The sequence below is a fragment of the Corallococcus sp. CA049B genome (assembly GCF_003611685.1).
GTDB classification, from domain to species: domain Bacteria; phylum Myxococcota; class Myxococcia; order Myxococcales; family Myxococcaceae; genus Corallococcus; species Corallococcus coralloides.
Genome location: NZ_RAWC01000029.1, coordinates 1 through 17,421 on the forward strand (window position 1 = coordinate 1; position 17,421 = coordinate 17,421).

17 protein-coding genes are annotated in these 17,421 nt (G+C 68.9%); 5 read left to right on the forward strand and 12 right to left on the reverse strand.

Features of this window, described 5'->3' with window-relative positions:
• Positions 1-61: 61 nt before the first annotated feature.
• Positions 62-676, reverse strand: coding sequence for a signal peptidase II (gene lspA, locus D7W82_RS09505; protein ID WP_120618030.1), 615 nt, complete (start codon positions 674-676; stop codon positions 62-64).
• Positions 677-708: 32 nt separating this feature from the next.
• Positions 709-1,335, reverse strand: coding sequence for a signal peptidase II (lspA, locus tag D7W82_RS09510; protein ID WP_120618031.1), 627 nt, complete (start codon positions 1,333-1,335; stop codon positions 709-711).
• A 141-nt stretch (positions 1,336-1,476) separates the two neighbouring features.
• On the opposite strand from lspA (D7W82_RS09510), the gene D7W82_RS09515 reads away from it, so the two are divergent.
• Positions 1,477-1,830: a hypothetical protein gene (locus D7W82_RS09515; RefSeq protein WP_120618032.1), complete on the forward strand. Its 354-nt coding sequence runs from the start codon at positions 1,477-1,479 to the stop codon at positions 1,828-1,830.
• Between the two features lie 64 nt (positions 1,831-1,894).
• On the opposite strand, the gene D7W82_RS09520 is transcribed toward D7W82_RS09515, so the two are convergent.
• Complete coding sequence (locus D7W82_RS09520; protein ID WP_120618033.1) at positions 1,895-3,079, reverse strand: endonuclease/exonuclease/phosphatase family protein; 1,185 nt, start codon at positions 3,077-3,079, stop codon at positions 1,895-1,897.
• A 240-nt stretch (positions 3,080-3,319) separates the two neighbouring features.
• Between D7W82_RS09520 and D7W82_RS09525 the strand changes: the two genes are divergently transcribed.
• On the forward strand, positions 3,320-4,078 hold the full coding sequence (locus D7W82_RS09525; protein WP_120618034.1) for a Mut7-C RNAse domain-containing protein: 759 nt from the start codon (positions 3,320-3,322) through the stop codon (positions 4,076-4,078).
• A gap of 123 nt (positions 4,079-4,201) precedes the next feature.
• Complete coding sequence (locus D7W82_RS09530) at positions 4,202-4,978, forward strand: hypothetical protein (RefSeq protein WP_158617624.1); 777 nt, start codon at positions 4,202-4,204, stop codon at positions 4,976-4,978.
• 9 nt (positions 4,979-4,987) lie between these two features.
• Here the strand turns inward: D7W82_RS09530 and ileS are convergent, their stop codons facing one another.
• From ileS to D7W82_RS09570, 8 genes are all read right to left on the reverse strand, one after another.
• Positions 4,988-7,882: an isoleucine--tRNA ligase gene (gene ileS, locus D7W82_RS09535; protein WP_120618036.1), complete on the reverse strand. Its 2,895-nt coding sequence runs from the start codon at positions 7,880-7,882 to the stop codon at positions 4,988-4,990.
• A 53-nt stretch (positions 7,883-7,935) separates the two neighbouring features.
• Positions 7,936-8,232 (reverse strand): hypothetical protein, encoded by a 297-nt coding sequence (locus tag D7W82_RS09540; RefSeq protein ID WP_147439274.1) that lies wholly within the window; start codon positions 8,230-8,232, stop codon positions 7,936-7,938.
• A 30-nt stretch (positions 8,233-8,262) separates the two neighbouring features.
• The gene (locus D7W82_RS09545; protein ID WP_120618038.1) at positions 8,263-8,952 is read right to left on the reverse strand and encodes a hypothetical protein; all 690 of its coding nucleotides are present in this window, start codon (positions 8,950-8,952) and stop codon (positions 8,263-8,265) included.
• A 13-nt stretch (positions 8,953-8,965) separates the two neighbouring features.
• On the reverse strand, positions 8,966-9,295 hold the full coding sequence (locus D7W82_RS09550) for a hypothetical protein (RefSeq protein ID WP_120618039.1): 330 nt from the start codon (positions 9,293-9,295) through the stop codon (positions 8,966-8,968).
• Between the two features lies 1 nt (position 9,296).
• On the reverse strand, positions 9,297-10,301 hold the full coding sequence (locus D7W82_RS09555) for a pilus assembly protein (protein ID WP_120618040.1): 1,005 nt from the start codon (positions 10,299-10,301) through the stop codon (positions 9,297-9,299).
• Positions 10,301-11,977 (reverse strand): pilus assembly protein TadG-related protein, encoded by a 1,677-nt coding sequence (locus tag D7W82_RS09560; RefSeq protein ID WP_120618041.1) that lies wholly within the window; start codon positions 11,975-11,977, stop codon positions 10,301-10,303. The genes D7W82_RS09555 and D7W82_RS09560 overlap by 1 nt, the downstream gene beginning before the upstream one ends.
• Positions 11,978-11,982: 5 nt before the next feature.
• A complete protein-coding gene (locus D7W82_RS09565) occupies positions 11,983-12,774 on the reverse strand; it encodes a TadE/TadG family type IV pilus assembly protein (protein WP_120618042.1) in 792 nt (263 codons plus the stop codon).
• A gap of 167 nt (positions 12,775-12,941) precedes the next feature.
• Complete coding sequence (locus D7W82_RS09570; RefSeq protein WP_171423086.1) at positions 12,942-14,378, reverse strand: sigma 54-interacting transcriptional regulator; 1,437 nt, start codon at positions 14,376-14,378, stop codon at positions 12,942-12,944.
• A gap of 77 nt (positions 14,379-14,455) precedes the next feature.
• Between D7W82_RS09570 and D7W82_RS09575 the strand changes: the two genes are divergently transcribed.
• Together D7W82_RS09575 and D7W82_RS09580 are read left to right on the forward strand one after the other, a co-directional pair.
• A complete protein-coding gene (locus D7W82_RS09575; RefSeq protein WP_120618043.1) occupies positions 14,456-15,475 on the forward strand; it encodes a RimK family alpha-L-glutamate ligase in 1,020 nt (339 codons plus the stop codon).
• Between the two features lie 195 nt (positions 15,476-15,670).
• Positions 15,671-16,342, forward strand: a complete 672-nt coding sequence (locus D7W82_RS09580) for a DsbA family protein (protein WP_120618044.1) — start codon at positions 15,671-15,673, stop codon at positions 16,340-16,342.
• Between the two features lie 61 nt (positions 16,343-16,403).
• Here D7W82_RS09580 and D7W82_RS09585 read toward each other — a convergent pair whose 3' ends face one another.
• Positions 16,404-17,390 carry a hypothetical protein gene (locus D7W82_RS09585; protein ID WP_120618045.1) on the reverse strand — a complete coding sequence of 329 codons (987 nt, stop codon included), beginning with the start codon at positions 17,388-17,390 and terminating at the stop codon, positions 16,404-16,406.
• Positions 17,391-17,421 lie beyond the last annotated feature (31 nt).

The window sequence follows — 17,421 nt, forward strand, 5'->3', positions numbered from 1 at the left end:
GACGAACGGCGGGGACAACCGGGACGGGCGGGAGGGACATTCCCGGCCCGCCGTCACGCCACTACGCGGCCTTCGCGGGGGTGGAGGCCTCCGGCTTCTCCTTGCGCACGAAGGCATCCACCACGAGCATGCCCACGCCGATGCAGATGGCCATGTCCGCGACGTTGAACGACGGCCAGGCGGCCTTGTCGTACCAATGGGCCTCCAGGAAATCGATGACGAAGGCCCGCGCCACGCGGTCGATGTAGTTGCCCAGCGCGCCGCCCAGCACCAGCGGCAGGCCCCACAGCGCCCACACCTCCGCGGGGTCCGTGCCGGTCAGCTTCCGGAAGTAGAAGACGATGAGCAGCACCGCGCCCAGGCTCACCAGGTGGAAGAGCGGGCCGCGCACGTGGGGCGGCAGGTCGCGGAACATGCCCCACGCGGCGCCCGGGTTCTCCGCGTAGCGCAGGCGGAAGAAGTTCTCCGCCACCTCCACGTGCGTCTTCGGCTGGAAGTGCAGGCCGCGGCGGCCCGGCTCCTCCGCGGGCGAATAGAACGCGCCCAGGCGCTGCGACAGGGTGGTGGCCCCGTCGAAGCGGGTGGTGAGGTCGCGCACGACCAGGTACTTCGTCCACTGGTCCAGCACGATGACGCCCAGCGTGAGGGCGAGGAGGATGACGTATTTGCGCGGCACGGAGAGGGCTTATACCAGCCCACCCCCGCGCGTCACGGCTGGGGGCTCGTGCCCTGGGGCAGCGGCTGCGCGGCCGAGGCCTCCGGGCGCAGCGAGTCCAGCAGCATCAGCGCCACGCCCACGCAGATGGCCGCGTCCGCCACGTTGAACGTGGGCCAGCGCATGCCCGGCTGGTTGCGCCAGTGCCAGTCGATGAAGTCGATGACGTAGCCCCGGATGAGCCGGTCCACGAAGTTGCCCAGCGCGCCGCCGGTGATGAGCGCCAGCGCCACGCGCACCAGCTTCTGCGACGGCTCCGTCTTCCGGTACAGCGTCAGGATGAACCCCAGCGCCACCAGGCTCACCACGTGGAAGAACGCCTTGCGCGCCGTCTCCGGCAGGTTGGAGAACATGCCCCACGCCGCGCCCGGGTTCTCCACGTAGCGGAAGTGCCAGTAGTCCTCGATGAAGCGGTACGGCCGGGTGTTCTTGCGGAACACGCCCTCCACCGGGGGGTCGTTGTCCAGGTTCTGCTCGCTCAGGAAGCCGGACACGCGCGACAGGCCGCTGCGGCCATCCAGCGCTTCCGTCAGCCGGGACACGGCCAGGTACTTGGTCACCTGATCCGCCGCCAGCACGGCGAGGACCACCACGAGGAGGAGGCGGAAGGAGGCTTTCATGGGGTAGCCGAACCTCTATCGCGCCCCCGGGAGCCCTGACAACCCGGACCCGGGCCGCAGACCGCCGGCCCGCCTGCCCTCTCCCTCCCGGAGTCCACGCGTTTCGGGCATGGTGCGCCCATGGCGCCTGTTGAGCCCGACGTGAAACCTTCCGCTCCCGACATTGCCCCACCCGGAACCACCACGCCCCCGGCGGCGAAGCCGACGCTGATGGCGCGCTTCAAGGCGATGCTGATGGACTACGGCCCGCTGGCCATCGCGGTGAACTACCTCATCTTCGGCCTGGTCATCGTGGGCTTCTGGGCGGCCATCCGGGCCGGCTTCCAGCCCCAGGGCACCGGCGCCCAGGCAGGTGCGTGGGGCGCGGCCTACCTCGCGTCGCAGGCGGTGAAGCCGCTGCGGCTGGCGGCGGTGTTCGTGCTGACGCCGCTCATCGCGCGCATCCCGCCGGTGGGACGCTTCATCAAGAAGAACAAGCACAAGTGGAGCTTCTGAAACGGCACGGGCCGGGCACCGGGGAGCTCCCGATGACCGGCCCGCGTTGCCTGCGAGGTGCCCGTTAGAAGTTGGGCGTGCGGAACGTCTTGATGACGCCCATGTGCTGCATGCTGGACGCGCCGCTGTCGGAGTTCAGCGCCGGGTAGATCTCCGAGATGGGCGTGTACACGCGGCTGTCGAGCACCAGGCCGTTGTTGAAGGTGCTGCTCCCGATGACGGTGGGCACCTGGTACTGGCGCAGGTCCAGGTCCACGAGCACGTGGTCATACGGCTTGCTGCGGCTGGCGTTGGTGCCGTCCTTGCCGTTCTTGTCCACCGGGTGCGGGCCCGCGGTGTCGACCACCTGCCTGAAGGTGGTGATGCACGACTCGGAGCGGGAGTCGGTGTTGAAGTCGCCGCCGATGGTCAGGTAGTCGCCGTTGGGGATCTTGTCCTTGATGTAGCCCACGAGCTGGGTGGCTTCCGCGTTGCGGTTGCTGGAGCTGCTGGTGAGCAGGTGGACGCTGACGGCCCAGAGGTCCTTGGGTCCCGGGATGTCGATGCGGGCCCAGGCGAAGTCGCGGTTGGAGACCTTGGCGTCCGTCCACTCGCCCGACTCGATGATGGGGTAGCGGCTGATGATGCCGTTGGGGATCTGCGCGCCGGTCTCGCGGTAGTAGTAGAAGCCCGGGCCGAAGGCCGTATCGACCATGGAGCGGATGTCCGCCGCCGAGTCCGACTTGTAGTTGAACTCCTGGATCATCACGATGTCAGGCTTCACGCCCGCCATCAGCCGGATGCCGTGGCCCGGGTCGTAGTCCTGGCCGTTGCCGCTGGTGAGATTGGCGGCCATCAGGCGGATCTGCGTGTAGCCACCGTCGGTATCCGTCTCGCCCCCCGTGCCCGCGTCGCCAGAGCCACCGTCGGTCGGCGAACCCGCGTCGGTCGTGGTGCCAGCGTCGGTCGTGGTGCCAGCGTCGGTCGTGGTGCCCGCGTCGGTCGTGGTGCCAGCGTCCACCGTCGTGCCGGCATCATCGGAGCCCGGGTCCACATCGGTTCCGGCATCCTCGGTGGTGCCCGCGTCTTCCGTGGGCTGTCCCGCGTCGGATCCGGCATCCTCGGTGGTGCCCGCGTCGGTGCGGGTCCCGGCATCGGCGGAGGTCCCCGAGTCCGGAGGCGTGATGGGCTCTTCACCCTCGCCGCAGGCGAGGGCCATGAAGCCTATTGCCACGAGGGGGCGGAGGAACGGGGAGAGCTTCATTGCCATGCAGGGCCTGGATCCTTGCTTCCGAGGGTGTCGAGGGGGGTGACCCGTCGGCTTCGGCACGCCGACTGGTGCGTGATTATAGAAGTTTTCAAGAAGGCTGTCCCCTGACCGCCCGTGAGGATTACGTCGCCTCCTTTCAAGAATTTGAGAGTTTCACCCGCCCGTAGCTGCGGAAGGCGGGGATTCAATGAAACACATCAGGGCACCAGCTACGACGCAGCAGGACGTAAGGAGTCCAGGATGTCATCACGGCAGCTGACGGTGCGGATCCACGGTGCACTGAACGACTTCGTCGCACCGGAGCGCCGGGAGCAGGCGTTCACGCACGTGCTGCAGGGCAGCCCTTCGGTGAAGGACCTCATCGAGTCGCTGGGTCCGCCGCACCCCGAAGTGGACGTCGTGTTGGTGGACGGAGCGCCGGTGGGCTTCGCGCACCGCGCGGAGGAGGGCACGCGCATCGACGTGTATCCGGCGTCGGATCCGTCAGCGCCGCGGGTGGCGCGAGCAGGCCCACCCCTCCCGGACATGCCGCGCTTCATCCTGGACGTGGGGTTGGGGAGGCTGTCCGGCTTCCTGCGGATGCTCGGCTTCGACACGCTCTGGCGCAACGACTTCGCGGACGACCAGCTGGCGCGCCTGTCCCACGACGAAGAGCGGGTGCTGCTCACGAGGGACCTGGGCGTGCTGAAGCGCTCGGAGGTCGTGCTCGGATACTTTCCGCGAGAGACGGATCCGGCGCACCAGCTGGTGGAGGTGGTGCGGAGGTACGGCCTGACGTCGCGCATGCGGCCCTTCTCCCGCTGCATCGCCTGCAATGCGCCGCTGTCCACCGCGACGCCGGAAGAAGTGCAGGGCCGCGTCCCGGAAGGCGTGACCCAACGCCACAGCCACTTCCAGCAGTGCCCCGGCTGCAAGCGCGTCTTCTGGCCCGGCACGCACCATGAACGCATGCAGAACCTGGTGGAGACGCTGCGCAAGCTGGAGGCGGCCAATCCCTAGTCAGTCCCAATTCCTGCCAGAGTATTTTCGCCACGAATTGGACGCCCCCCTGGGAAACGGGTTGATTGCCGTCCGGCAAACATGACCCTTCCTCATTCCCGTCTCCTGCTCGTGGGCGCCGCGATGGTGATGGCTTGCGCTTCCAGCAAGCCGTCTGTCGCCTCGGCCCCCGCCGCCACCAGCCAATCCCTCTCCACGCCCAAGGCGCGCGTCCTGGCCGTTCCCCAATGGCTGGGACACTACAAACTCAAGATGCGCTCCCATGGCACCTGGCTCCAGGGAGACAAGCGTTTCGAATGGGCGGACAAACTTGAGTTCAGTGGCATCTTCCGGATTCACATGGATGCCGCCCGGGAGGAGGGACATGGCACCGTCCATCACGGATGGGTCAATCTCACCAGACGCTCCAAGACGACGGACGGAGCCCAGATCACGGAGGAGTTGGACGGAGGGTGCTCCGATTCCGTGCCCGACGTCCCCCTGGACGTCCTGTCATTCCCCACGGACGACACGTTCCTGTTCCGGGGGTTCGTCGCCCAGGCGGAGTACCTCCGCTGCGCCGCGTTCCGCAAGGTCGCCGGAGGCGAACCCCAGAGGACCGAGGTAGCGGCCCCCGCGTTTCCCTCTCTCCCGGCCGCGCTCTTCACGCTCCCCATACCCGAGGGAGGCAAACCGAAGCTCCCGGGCCGGCTGCGCTTCATCACCCTCGGCGACAAGGTCGTGCAGGAGATCCCCTCCACGCTCCGTTGGGGAGAGACCCCTATCGAATGGGAGATCGATTGGCGTCTCGGCCGTGAGGCAACCAACGGGCCCACGCTCAGGCTGGAGCCCGAAAGCACCGGGAACTACGACACCTGGCTTCCCATGGGCCCCAAGCTCGAGCCGAAACCCAAGCCTTGAGCCCTGCTTTCAGCTCAATGCCTCACGGCATTTGAGACAGACATCATCCCCCTGCCCCACCGCTTCGGAGTACACCCAGCAGCGGGGGCACTTGGTGCCCAGGGCAGGAAGCACCTCCGCGGACAGAGACGCCCCGTCACCGAAGGTCTGTGAAACCTCCAGCGCCTTCGCGGCCTCGGACGGAGCCTCCGTGAGGTCCACCTGGCTCACGATGAACAGCCCGGGCAGCTCCGCGAGGTGCGCCTCCAGTACCTCCCGCACCGAGCCCGTGGCGCTCAGCACCACACGGGCCTCCAGCGACGCGCCGATGCGCTTGTCCCTCCGCGCCACCTCCAGCACGCCCTGCACCGCGCTGCGCACCGCGAAGAGCTTCGCGTAGCGCGCCTCCAGCTCCGGAGGCATCGTGGCCTTCACCTCCGCGAAGCCCGCCAGGAACACGCTCTTCGCGCGCTCGCCCGGCAGGTGCTGCCAGGCCTCCTCCGCCGTGAAGCTCATCACCGGCGCCAGCAGCGGCAGCAGCACCGTGAGCACCTCGTGCAGCACCGTCTGCGCACCCCGCCGCGCGGGCCCGTCCTGCTTCGCCGTGTAGAGCCGGTCCTTCAGGATGTCGAAGTACACGGCCGACAAATCATTGGCGCAGAAGTCCACCACCGTCGCGTAGACGAGGTGGAACTCATAATCCTCGTAGGCCTGCCGCACCCGCGCGGCCACCTGCGCCAGCCTTCCGCGAGCCCACTGGTCCAGGGGCAGCAGCGCATCCGGTGCCACCGAGTCCTTCGCCGGGTCGAAGTCGTGCAGGTTGCCCAGCGCGTACCGCAGCGTGTTGCGGATCTTCCGGTAGCCCTCCGACAGACCCTTGAGGATGGCGTCCGACAGGCGCACGTCGTTGCGGTAGTCGCTCGCCGCCACCCACAGGCGCAGCACCTCCGCGCCGTACTGCTGGATGACCTTGTCCGGCGCCACCGTGTTGCCCCGGCTCTTGGACATCTTCTCGCCCTGGCCATCCACCACGAAGCCGTGCGTCAGGCAGGCCTTGTAGGGCGCCACGTCGCGCGTGCCCACCGACACCAGCAGCGAGGAATGGAACCAGCCCCGGTGCTGATCACTCCCCTCCAGGAACAGGTCCGCCGGCAGGCGCTGCCGCTTCGCCAGCACCGCGGACGCCATGCACGCCGAGTCGAACCACACGTCCAGGATGTCCGTCTCGCGGTGGAACTCGCCCTTGCCGCAGCGCGGACACGTGAAGTCCTGCCCGAGGAAGTCCTTCACCGGCGTGCGGTACCACACGCCCACGCCCTCCTTCTCCACCGCCGCCGCCACCCGCTCCATCACCTCTGGAGACACCACCGCGTCGTCGCACCCGTCGCAGTACGCGATGGGAATCGGCACGCCCCAGCTGCGCTGCCGGCTGATGCACCAGTCCGGCCGGCCCTCCAACATTCCCCGGATCCGCGACTGTCCCCACGACGGCACCCACTGCACCTGCTCCACCTGCTCCAGCACCACCTGCCGGAACGTCTGCGTGCCGTGGAACGGCGCGTCCATCGGGATGAACCACTGGTAGGTCGCCGCCTGGATGACCGGCTGGTGGCAGCGCCAGCAGTGCGGATAGCTGTGCGTGACGGTGTCTGACTTGTCATTGAGCAGCGCGCCCCGCTGCACCAGCAAATCCAGCACCACCGGGTTCGCCTCGAACACGCGACGGCCCGCGAGCCCCTCGCCCACCGTGTCGTCGTAGCGGCCGTCCGCGCGCACCGGGTTGTAGATGTCCAGGCCGTACTTCAAGCCGACCTCGTAGTCCTCCTGGCCGTGCCCCGGCGCCGTGTGCACCAGCCCCGTGCCCGCGTCCAACGTGACGTGCTCGCCCAGCACCACGCGCCCCTGCCGCGCCAGGAACGGGTGCTGATACGTCACGTGCTCCAGGTCCTCGCCCGTCGCGTACGCGAGGATGCGGGATGGATCCACCAGCGCTGGAGACGACACCTCGCCCGTGGGCAGCTGCACATGCTTCACGGCCAGCTCGTCCGACTTCACCTCCGCCAGCACCTTCGCCAGCAGGTCCTTCGCCACGCAGAGGACGCGGTCCTCCAGCCGGTAGAAGACGTATTCGAACCCGGCGTTCACCGCGATGGCCAGGTTGGCCGGCAGCGTCCACGGTGTGGTGGTCCAGATGACGAAGGACACGCGCTGCCCCTTCAGCTGCGGCAGCTTGTCCACCAGCGCCGGTCCCGCGTCGAAGGCCACGTACGCGGACGGCGAGGTGTGCTCCGCGTACTCCACCTCCGCCTCCGCGAGCGCGGTCTGGTCCTGGAGGCACCACGCCACGGGCTTCTTGCGCCGGTACAGCATGCCCCGGCGCGCGAACGAGGCCAGCTCGCGGACCTCCTGCGCCTCGTAGCTGAAGTCGAGCGTCCGGTAGGGCGCGTCCCACGTCCCGAAGACCCCCAGCCGCTGGAACTCCGCGCGCTGGATGTCCACGAACTCCAGCGCGTACTCGCGGCAGCGCTCCAGCAGCGCGTCGCGCGACAGCGTGCGCTTGTCCAGCTTCTGTTCCTTGAGGCGCTTCTCCACCGCCTGCTCGATGGGCAGACCATGGGTGTCCCAGCCGGGGATGAAGTCACACGGGCGTCCGGAGAGGTTCCGGAACTTCACCACGATGTCCTTCAGCACCTTGTTGAGCGCATGCCCGGCGTGCAGGTGGCCGTTGGCGTACGGAGGCCCGTCCGCCAGCACGAAGGGCTCACGGCCCGCGTTCTTCGTCAGCAACTGCGTCCACACGTCCTGCTCCCGCCACCAGGCGAGCAGGCGCGGTTCGAGCTGGCCCAGGTTCCCCTTCATGGGGAACTCCGTGCGCGGCAGGTGGACGGTGGCGTCGAGGTCCTTGCGGGAGGGGGCGTCGCTCATGGCTGGCAGCGCCCGTAACACCCTCCCGCCGGTCCTTCAATCCAGGCGCGGACTCAATGCTCGTGGTGGTCGTCGCCGTCTTCGTGCGTGTGCGGCTGGGGCGTGTTCTTGCCCTTGCCCTTGGGACACTTCTTGGCGCACTTCGCCTTCGCGGTCTGGAACGCCTTCGTGCACTTGTCCGTGCAGTTCCTGTCCTTGGCGGAGCACTTCTTCACACAGGCCTGCATCGTGGAGCCGGCGCTGATGGAGCACTTCTCGTCGCACGTCTGCGCGAGCGCCTGGGGCGCCACCAGCACGGCTCCCAGCGCCATCAGTCCCAGCCATCCCCGCACCGCGATACGCGTCGTCATGTCGCTCCCGTCTTCCCTTGCCCGCTGGCGTCACTCGCCCGGGCGCATGTCATCGTCTGGCGCCGCGGCCCGGCGCACCAGCCGCACCGCCACCTGGCCTTCCTTGGTGACCGCCAGGTTGAGCGCGACCTCTTCCGTGGGGGACTTGAACACGCGGGGCTGGATTTCCTTGAACCCCGCCTTGGTGAGCACCTCGCGGTAGAAGGCCTCCACGTCCGCCGTCGTCTTGCCCGCCACCGAGTAGCTCACCGTGTGCGAGCCCTCCGTCTGCGCCGTCAGCACCCCGGAGCCACCGGGGAAGACGGGCAGCCCGGCCGGCTGCGGGGCCTTCGCCGCGCCCAGGTTCGCCTGCCCCAGGAACACCGTGGTGGTGCCGTCCGGGTTCACCTGGAGGATGGCCGTGTAGGAGATGAAGTTGCGCGTGTCGAGGCCCGTCACCATCGGCTCGCGCAGGAGCTGCGGCTGCTTGTACGCCTCCTGCACCGAGAAGCCCCAGGACTGGAAGCGGTCCACCACGCTCTGGAGGATGACCTGTGGCTTCTCCTTGCTGCGCACCGCGAGCAGCTTCACCGGCACGCCGTTGGCGTCCACCTGCCCCGGCACATCCACCACGCTGACGGTCTTCGGGATGTCCCAGGTGAAGTTGGCCCGCTGCGCCCACGCGGGGACAGCCCCCACCAGCGCCAGCAGCAGAGCCCAGCGCCCGATTCCACGCTTCATCTGCGGTCCCTTCCTACTGGCGGTGCGAACGCGCGGCCTTGACGGACTTGCCCGACTTCGGACCCGTGTCGCCCTCCGGCTTGGGGCAGCGGGACTTGCACTGGTTGAACTGGGCCTGGAACTTCTGCGCGCAGCGCGCGGAGCAGGCGCGGCTGCTGTCCTTCGCGGACCCCGGGCTGCTCGGCGCCGGACAGGCGGTGATGCAGGCGTTGAGCGTGTCCCCGTTCTTCGTCGCGCAGTCCGTGTTGCATGAGTTGCTGTCCGCGCGCGCGGGGGACGCCGTCAGGCACACGCCCAGCACCAACGCCAGCACTCCACCCGACAGCAGGCTTCGCTTCTTCATCTCAGCAGTCCTTTCCAAGGAAACAGCCGCCATTGCCGGTGCGGTCCAGATAGCCCAGACCGTAATGGGGCGTGGTGATGCCAATCATCGCGCCGGGCGTCGTGTTCCACAGGTTGCCCAGGGCCGCGGGCTTCATGAAGTACTGCATGAAGTTGGTCTCCTCACCCGCCGCGCTCATCCAGAAGGTGTTCTCACGCTGCATGAGCACCAAGGGCGGCAGCGGATTGAAGAAGAGGGCGTCCATCGCCAGGAAGCTGGCGTAGGTCGGGATGGGCAGCGTGGTGGGCTCGTAGACGCCCTTCGTGACGACGTAGAAGGCAGCGTTGGTGCAGGGAACCGCCATGTCCTGGAACAGGAGGCAGGTCGTGGTCTCCTCCTCGCTCGCCAGGCCCCAGTCATCCACCAGGATGGAGAAGCGGCCCCGGCAGCTGCCTCCCACCGCCCGGCCAATGCCACACACCTGGATGGCGGCGTTGGCGGCTTCCAGGTGCTGCTGGTTGTACAGGCCGGTCTCCGGCGTCTGGTCCAGGAACCGGCTGGGGATGTTCCAGGCGCTCAGGGTCGCCTGCGAGGTGCACGCCGAGCCGCCCTGGTCGCGGAACAACAGCCGGGTCAACACCGGACCATTCCAGCCGAGCCCTCCGTTCCGTCCGCAGCTCACGCGCAGGTCCGAGCCCCGCGTGAAGACCTGGGTGATGGTGTCACCGCGGTTCACGGACGACAGGCCGTTGAAATCCGCGTAGCGGGCCTGGGCGTCCTCCCCGCCCTGCCGCATGGAATCCTCCGCGGGATCGAAGTCGGAGAAGAGGAGGCTGTGCATCCGTCCGTGCGTGCCGTTCCACAGCGCGGACACGGCGGCCTCCTGCACCTTCAGCGACAGGAAGCCCACCTCCGCGAAGTGGATGCCGAACACCAGGATGGTGATGAACAGCGTGACGCCGAGGGCCGCCTCCACGATGGACTGGCCCCGCGCCCGCCGGTGGTGACGACGAAGGTGGCTGTGCATCACTGGAACCCCCTGAAGCCCACGCGCCGCAGTTCCCGGATGGTGTCGGCGGAAGCGGGAGAACTGGAACCCAAGGCGTTGATGGCGTCATCCAGCCCCGACTCGTCCGTGTCCACCGGCACCAGCGTGGCGCGCCAGTACGGGTTGAGCAGGTTGGGCGGCTCGCTCCAGTGGGAGAAGCTCGCGCTGCGTCCACGGTGGTAGTACGCGATACCCGTGGAGAGCGCCGTCTGGATACCCAGCGGCGTGACGCCGTCCGCCATGGTGGCGCTGGTGTTGTCGAACCGGCCCGCGTTCGGGTTCGGGTTGGCCGCCTTGAAGCGGAAGCGGAACGCCAGGTTCCACGGGTCCTGCTGCGCGACGGGCATGTTGCTGCGGTCGCGCTGGATGACCGCGAAGTTCTTCGGCTGTCCGTAGTTGTTGTCCGCGCCGCCGGGCCACAGCTCATTCAGGTTGTAGTCCATGAACGGCGGCCAGATGCCCGGGCAGCTGGACAGGCCGCCCAGACACGGCGCCAGCATGTGCCGCGCGAAGGGCGCCGGGTCCGTGCCGCCCAGCCACATGTGCATGGGCGTGGGCATGAAGCCACCGGAGGCCGCGAACAGGGCCGTGGTCGGGACCGTGCCGCCCACCATCACCGGACACGGCGGTCCACCACCATGCGCGATGTGGTTGTAGATGAAGGCCACGACGCCCTCGTCCTCGGCCGAGACGGCGGGAGCATAGGGGGGAAAGAGCCCGTACTGGAGGATCGGCTTGCCGAAGTGGGCCGTGCCCGCGGCGAATGGGAGCGTGACGATGTCCGGCGGCAGGATGACGAAGGCCAGGTTCGCTTCGTGCGCGATGTACTGCTCGATGGTCCGCGACGTGACGAAGGTGAAGCCGCGGCTGCCCATGGCCGCGTCCACGCTGTGGGCCACCGTCAGGGGCAACGGATCACACACCGCGCCCGACCCGCCGGGGAAGCACGCCGTGTTGTCCGCCAGCTCGTTCCGGGAGACGTTGCCCGCGGACGGCGCCAGCCACCCCGCGTCGCGCGGGTTCTTCCCCGGCACCAGGTCCCCCAGGATGTCGTTGGCGAAGCCCTGGTCGCCCACCTTGTCCTCGAGGCTCATGAAGTCATTCAGCGAGGAGGCATACAGCGCGCCCGCCGCCACCTGGTGCAGGCGCATCTGCAGGCCCACCATCGGATCCAACGACTGGAAGACGGCCTCCACGCGCAGGTCCTCGCGCTGGAGCGTGGTGATGAGCCGGCCCAGGTCCGTCACTCCGCGGACGCCGCACTGACACATGCGGGCGCAGAAGCCGTTGGACCAGGCGCAGGGGCAGCCCGCGGTGGCGAACGCCTGGTAGACGGGCAACCACGCGCCGTAGCCGATCTTCGCCGCGTTCAACTCGCCGCGGTAGAGGCTGGCCCAGCTGAGCAGGCTGGCCGCGCCGGCGTTCGCCACCATGTGGGCGATCTCCGCGCGGTTGCTGACGGCGATGGTGTTGAACGTGCGCGCCGTGGCCACCGCGTTGGAGTACGCGGCCGCGTCCGCCACCGTCTGCACCTCGATGCGCTCGCGCACCTTCATGGTGAACGACAGCGTCATGGCCACCATCAGCAACAGCAGCAGCATGCTGAGGACGAACAGCACCAGGGTCTGACCGCGCTGGGAGAAGGAGCGCTTCATGGTTTTCACCGGGGACAGGCCATGGTGGCGAAGAAACGCGACTTCACGGGCGTCATCATTCGCATGGTGAACGTGGTGATGATGGGGAAGACGTACTGCCGGTTGAGCACGCGCTCCGCCAGCTCCGCGCCCAGCTCGCCGTCCAGCACGTGCGACGTCGTCACGTCACTGCCGTTCCAGTTGGCGTTGCGCTCGGCGACGATGAGCGGGTTCGCGTCCGTGTAGGACCGCAGGCTGAAGTGCGCCAGGAACATGCGCGACATCACCCAGTTGGCGAACGGGATGCGCAGCGGGTACCAGAACACCAGCTGCACCTCCAGCCGCCGCAGGTGCCCCGGCCGGTCGAAGTCGCTGTCCTCCGGGCTGTCCACGCCGCCGCCCGCCAGGTCCCGCTGGATCCACACGATGCTGCGGTTGTGGACGCCGTCCGGGCCCGGGCCCGCGTAGCGGTTGTTCATCCGCGCCGCGAACGCCTCCGCCAACAGCCGGGGCGCGTCCGAACCCGCGCCGCGGCCCAGGGGGCCGTTGAGCGAACCCGTCCCCTGCCCCATGAACGAGTGGAAGGTCGGAATCAGCGCCAGGATGGCCGCGTGGGTCATCCGCTCGCAGTCCCCGTGCGCCACGCTGCCCGCGCGCGTCGCCCGGAAGGCCGCGTAGTGCGTCATCACCCGCGCCTGCATCATCAGGAACAGCTGCAACGCGCCCAGGATGAGGAACGTCACCAGTGGCAGCGACAGCGCGGCCTCCACCAGGGCCTGGCCGGATTCGCCTGCTTCACGGGGGGATCGTGCGCTCATACGGAGGCTCATCCTGCGGGATGGGGGAATCTCGCAGTATCCGTCAAGTGACCGCCGACACACTGCGTCGGGGTCTGAAAGGGGGGCCGGGATTGTCTCAGAGGACGGGCCCCGTGAAAACTTCCCGGGATTCAACACCCTGAGTGAAACCGTGTAACGACGCTGTTTCAGCGCGGTTTCAGCCCCTTGGCGTCGAGCTGATACTTCTTCACCAGCCGCTCGATGGACTTGCGGTGCAGCCCGCTCTCCCGGGCGGCGCGGGACAGGTTGCCCTCGCAGCGGGTGAGGACGCTGGTGACGTACTCGCGCTCGAAGTTCTCCAGCAGCTGCTCCTTGGCGTCCTTGAAGGCCAGGTGCTCGTTGAAGGGCAGCGGCCCCTCGCGGGCCTGGCCCCGGACGCGCGGGGGCAGGTGGGACGGGAGGATCTCCTCGCCCTCGTCGGAGAAGGTCAGCACGTGGGAGAGCACGTTCATCAGCTCGCGCACGTTGCCGGGCCAGGCGTAGGCCATGAGCAGCCCCAGCGCCTCCGCGGAGAAGCGCTTGCGGCCGTGCGTCTCCACCACCTCCGGCTCCGCCAGCGCCCGCTTGAGGATGAGCGGGATGTCGTCCCGGCGCTGACGCAAGGGCGGCAGCTGGATGTGGATGACGGACAAGCGGAAGTAGAGGTCCTCGCGGAAGTTGCCCGCGGCGATCTCCTTCACCAGGTCGCGGTGGGTGGCGGCGATGACCCGGCAGTCCACTTCAATGACGTCGTTGCCGCCCACCCGGCGCACCTCGCGGTTCTCCAGCACGCGCAGGAGCTTGGGCTGCAGGTCCAGGCGCAGCTCGCCCAATTCGTCCAGGAAGATGGTGCCCCCTTGCGCGCGCTCGAAGGCGCCGGGGCGGCTGGACGTGGCGCCGGTGAAGGCGCCCTTCTCGTGGCCGAAGAGCTCGCTCTCGATGAGGTTGGGCGGGATGGCGCCGCAGTCCAGCACCACCATGGGGCCCTTCTTGCGGCCGGACAGCTCATGGATGGCGCAGGAGACCAGCTCCTTCCCCGTGCCCGTCTCCCCCTGGATGATGACGGACACGTCCATGGGCGCGATGCGCTTGATGAGCCCGAACACCTGCCGCATCTTCACGCTCTGGCCCACCATGCCGCACAGCTCGCCCTCGCGGTCGGGCTCCACCGCCACCTCTTCGTCCAGGGGGGCGAAGGTGATGACGGAGGAGCCGGCGCGGATCTGCGAGCCCGGGGACAGGTAGGCCCTCTCGATGCGGCGGCCGTCCAGGAAGGTGCCGTTGGTGGAGTTCAGATCCACCAGGAGGTGGCCGCGCTCGGTGTATTGCACCTCGAAGTGGTGGCGGCTGGCGGTGCGGTCCTCCACCAGCACCAGGTCGTTGCCCGGGTGGGCCCCGCAGCGCAGCCGCTCCTTGTCGCTGACCATGGAGCGCCCGGTGTCCGGCCCCGACGTCACCAGCAGCCGGCACTTGTGCAGCTTCACGCTGGCGCGCGGCTCCACCACCAGTGTCTCCCCGAGCAGGGGGGACTGGGAGGACAGCTCGAGGCCGACGTCTCCGGGGTTGGTGTGGATGTCGTCGGGATGCGGGTTGGGTGCGGTCATCAGTGAACGCGAGGATAGCAAAGGGTGCCCACGTGCCGTGCCTCCACGCCCGTGCGTGCTAGTGTCCCGCGCCCCGCATGCCCCCCCGAAAAGCCAAGCCGAAGAAGGCGCCCGTCCCGCCTGGCGCACAGGCACCCGAGCGCGGTGACGCACCGCGACCCAAGCGGCCCCGCGCGAAGAAGACCGTGGCCATCCTGTCCCGCAAGCGCTCGCTGTACTCGACGCGCCGGCTGGTGGAGGCCATCAAGGCCCGGGGGCACCGGGCGCTCGTGTTCGACACGCTGCGCTGCTGCCTGCTGCTGGCCCGCGGCCAGCCGCGCATGACCTACCGCGGCGCGGAGGTGAAGGGCGTGGACGTGGTGATTCCGCGCATCGGCGCGTCCATCACCGCGTACGGCCTGGCGGTGGTGAACCACTTCGAGATGATGGACGTACCGGTGCTCAACCCGCCCACGGCCATCGCGCGCAGCCGCGACAAGCTGCGCGCGCTCCAGTTCCTCGCCCGCGCGGGGCTGGACATGCCCCGCACGGTGATGGCGCATGACCGCGGCAACGTGCGCAAGCTGGTGCAGGAGGTGGGCGGACTGCCCGTCATCATCAAGCTGATCAAGGGCACCCAGGGCGTGGGCGTGATGATCGCCCACACGCTGCCGGAGGTGCAGACCATCCTCGACACCTTCTGGGACCTGGGCCAGGAGATCGTCCTCCAGGAGTTCGTCGCGGAGAGCGAGGGCCGCGACGTGCGCGCGCTGGTGGTGGGCGACACCGTGGTGGGCGCCATGCGCCGCAAGGCGAAGAAGGGCGAGTTCCGCTCCAACATCCACCGCGGCGGCGAGGGCCGCGCCATCACCCTGCCCCCGGACTACATGGAGGCCGCGGTGAAGGCGGCGCGCATCATCGGGCTGGAGGTCGCGGGCGTGGACATGCTGGAGGGCCGCGAGGGCCCGCGCCTGATGGAGATCAACTCCAGCCCCGGCTTCGAGGGCCTGGAGGGCGCCACCGGAAGGGACATCGCGGGGCACATCGTGGAGCACGCGTTGGTGTACGCGGGGACCCGGGCCAGCGCGTTGAGCACGCGGGCGGGCCGCGCTTCCTGAACAAGATGGGGTGTTGAAAGCAGGCGCGCGAGCAGCGCCGGCGTGCCTGCCCGCCTGCTCCGTGGCGTGCGTGCGGGACTTCACGGTGCGCACGGTGCCTTGGATGCTCCTCAGGAATACGGGAATGCCTTCGGGCGTGGTTTGTCCGTGGGTGTTGGCAGCGGCGGGGATGCGCCTCTAATCTGGCGACCCCCGATGAAAACGCTGCACAAGCCGCTGCAGATCACCGTCTACCAGGATGTGCTGTGCTCCTGGTGCTACCTCGCCGACCAACGGTTGGAGGTGCTTCGCCAGGAGTTTGGCGACGCCGTCCGCTGGAGCGTGCGTCCCTACCCCTTGCGTCTGCACGACGTCCTGCCCACGGAGCGCGAAGTGCGCGGGCTGGTGGAAGAGGTGAAGCGCGCGCAGCGCGAACCCGACCCCACGGCCTCGCTGCTCTCCACGGACCTGTGGCTGGGCGGTGATCCACCGCGCTCCAGCGTGCCGGCGCTGGCGGCGCTGGAGGCGGCGCGGTTGCAGGGGCCGCAGGCGCGGGCCTTCCTCGCGCGCGCCATGCAGCGCGCCGCGCTGGAGCAGGGCGTCAACGTGTCGCGCTCGGATGTGGTGTTCGAGCTGGCGTCGCGCGTGGGCCTGTCCATGAACCAGTTCTCCGCGGCCTTCCGTTCGGAGGAGACGCGCCGGCTCATCTACGACGAGCACCGGCTGGCCGGCAGCCGCGGCGTGCGCGGCGTGCCCACGCTGGTGATTGGCGGCCGGTGGATGCTGTGCGGCCTGCGCGAATCGTCCGAGTACCGCGAGCACATCCTCGCGTGCCTGGGCAAGGTCGTCGCGCCCCGCTCGGGCTCCTCCGAGCGGCTGGTGCACTGAAGCCCCCCGCGCGCCTTCGCTCCGTTTCGCGAAGGCGCGCCTCCTGTGCTTCCCGCGGCCTTCAGCCCGGGAAGGAGTCCGAGGCGTCGTCGCCCGGGGAGCGCAGGGCCAGGAACATCCCCGCGATGAGCAGCTGGGCCAGCGCCATGCCGGGGATGAAGCCCACGCAGCACGCGAAGACTCCCGCCACCATGACGGCTCCTCCCGCGAACCCCACGCCCAGGATGCCCAGGCGCTGCCCGCGCGCGGCCTCCCAGCTGCGGCGCAGCACCTCCCAGGGCGAGGGCGGCGTGTCGTCGTACGCGAGCGTCGGCTGGACGAGGTACAGCGGCAGCACCAGGTACGTGATGGGCCCCACCAGCGCCAGGAACCCCACCCCCATCACGCCGAGGATGGGCACCAGCGCGTTCCAGACCTCGTCGGATGAGGAGTTCAGGCCCACGCCGCTCAGCAGGCCCGTGCCCACGAGCGCGAGGATGCCCAGGAAGGACAGCAGGGCCAGCGGCACCAGCACGATGACGAAGACGAGGAGCATCGTCAGCGCGTAGGGCACCGCCTTGTGCATCTGGCTGAAGAGGCGCGCCACGTCCGCGCGGCCTCCGTGCAGCACGTCGAAGCACACGCGCAGGAGGCCCAGCTGCACCAGGCCCTGCACCAGTTGCTGCGCCACGAGCCCCACCACGCCCAGCACCACGGCGATGACGGCGTTGTCCACCGCCGCGCCGATGCCCGTGGCCACGTTGATCAACAGCTGCGCGCCGAAGCTCACGCCGAGGTAGACCAACACCGCGAGCGACAGCATGCCCCACTCGCGCTGGAACACCGCCCAGCACACGTCCCAAAGCTTGTTGAAGGTCCACGTCTCCCGGTTCAGCGGGAACGTGGCGCCGGAGCGCTCCCGGCACGTGGGGCAGCGCGGCGACGCGCCGCCCTGGCTGCACGTGTCGCACGTGAAGTTGCCACAGCGGGCGCAGGTGCCCGTGGCCTCCTGCCCCGGGTGCAGCGCGCAGGACGCCCCCATCGCGCGTCCGAAATCCACATCCGACATCCGCATGCCTCCGAAGGCGCGGCGCCCCAGG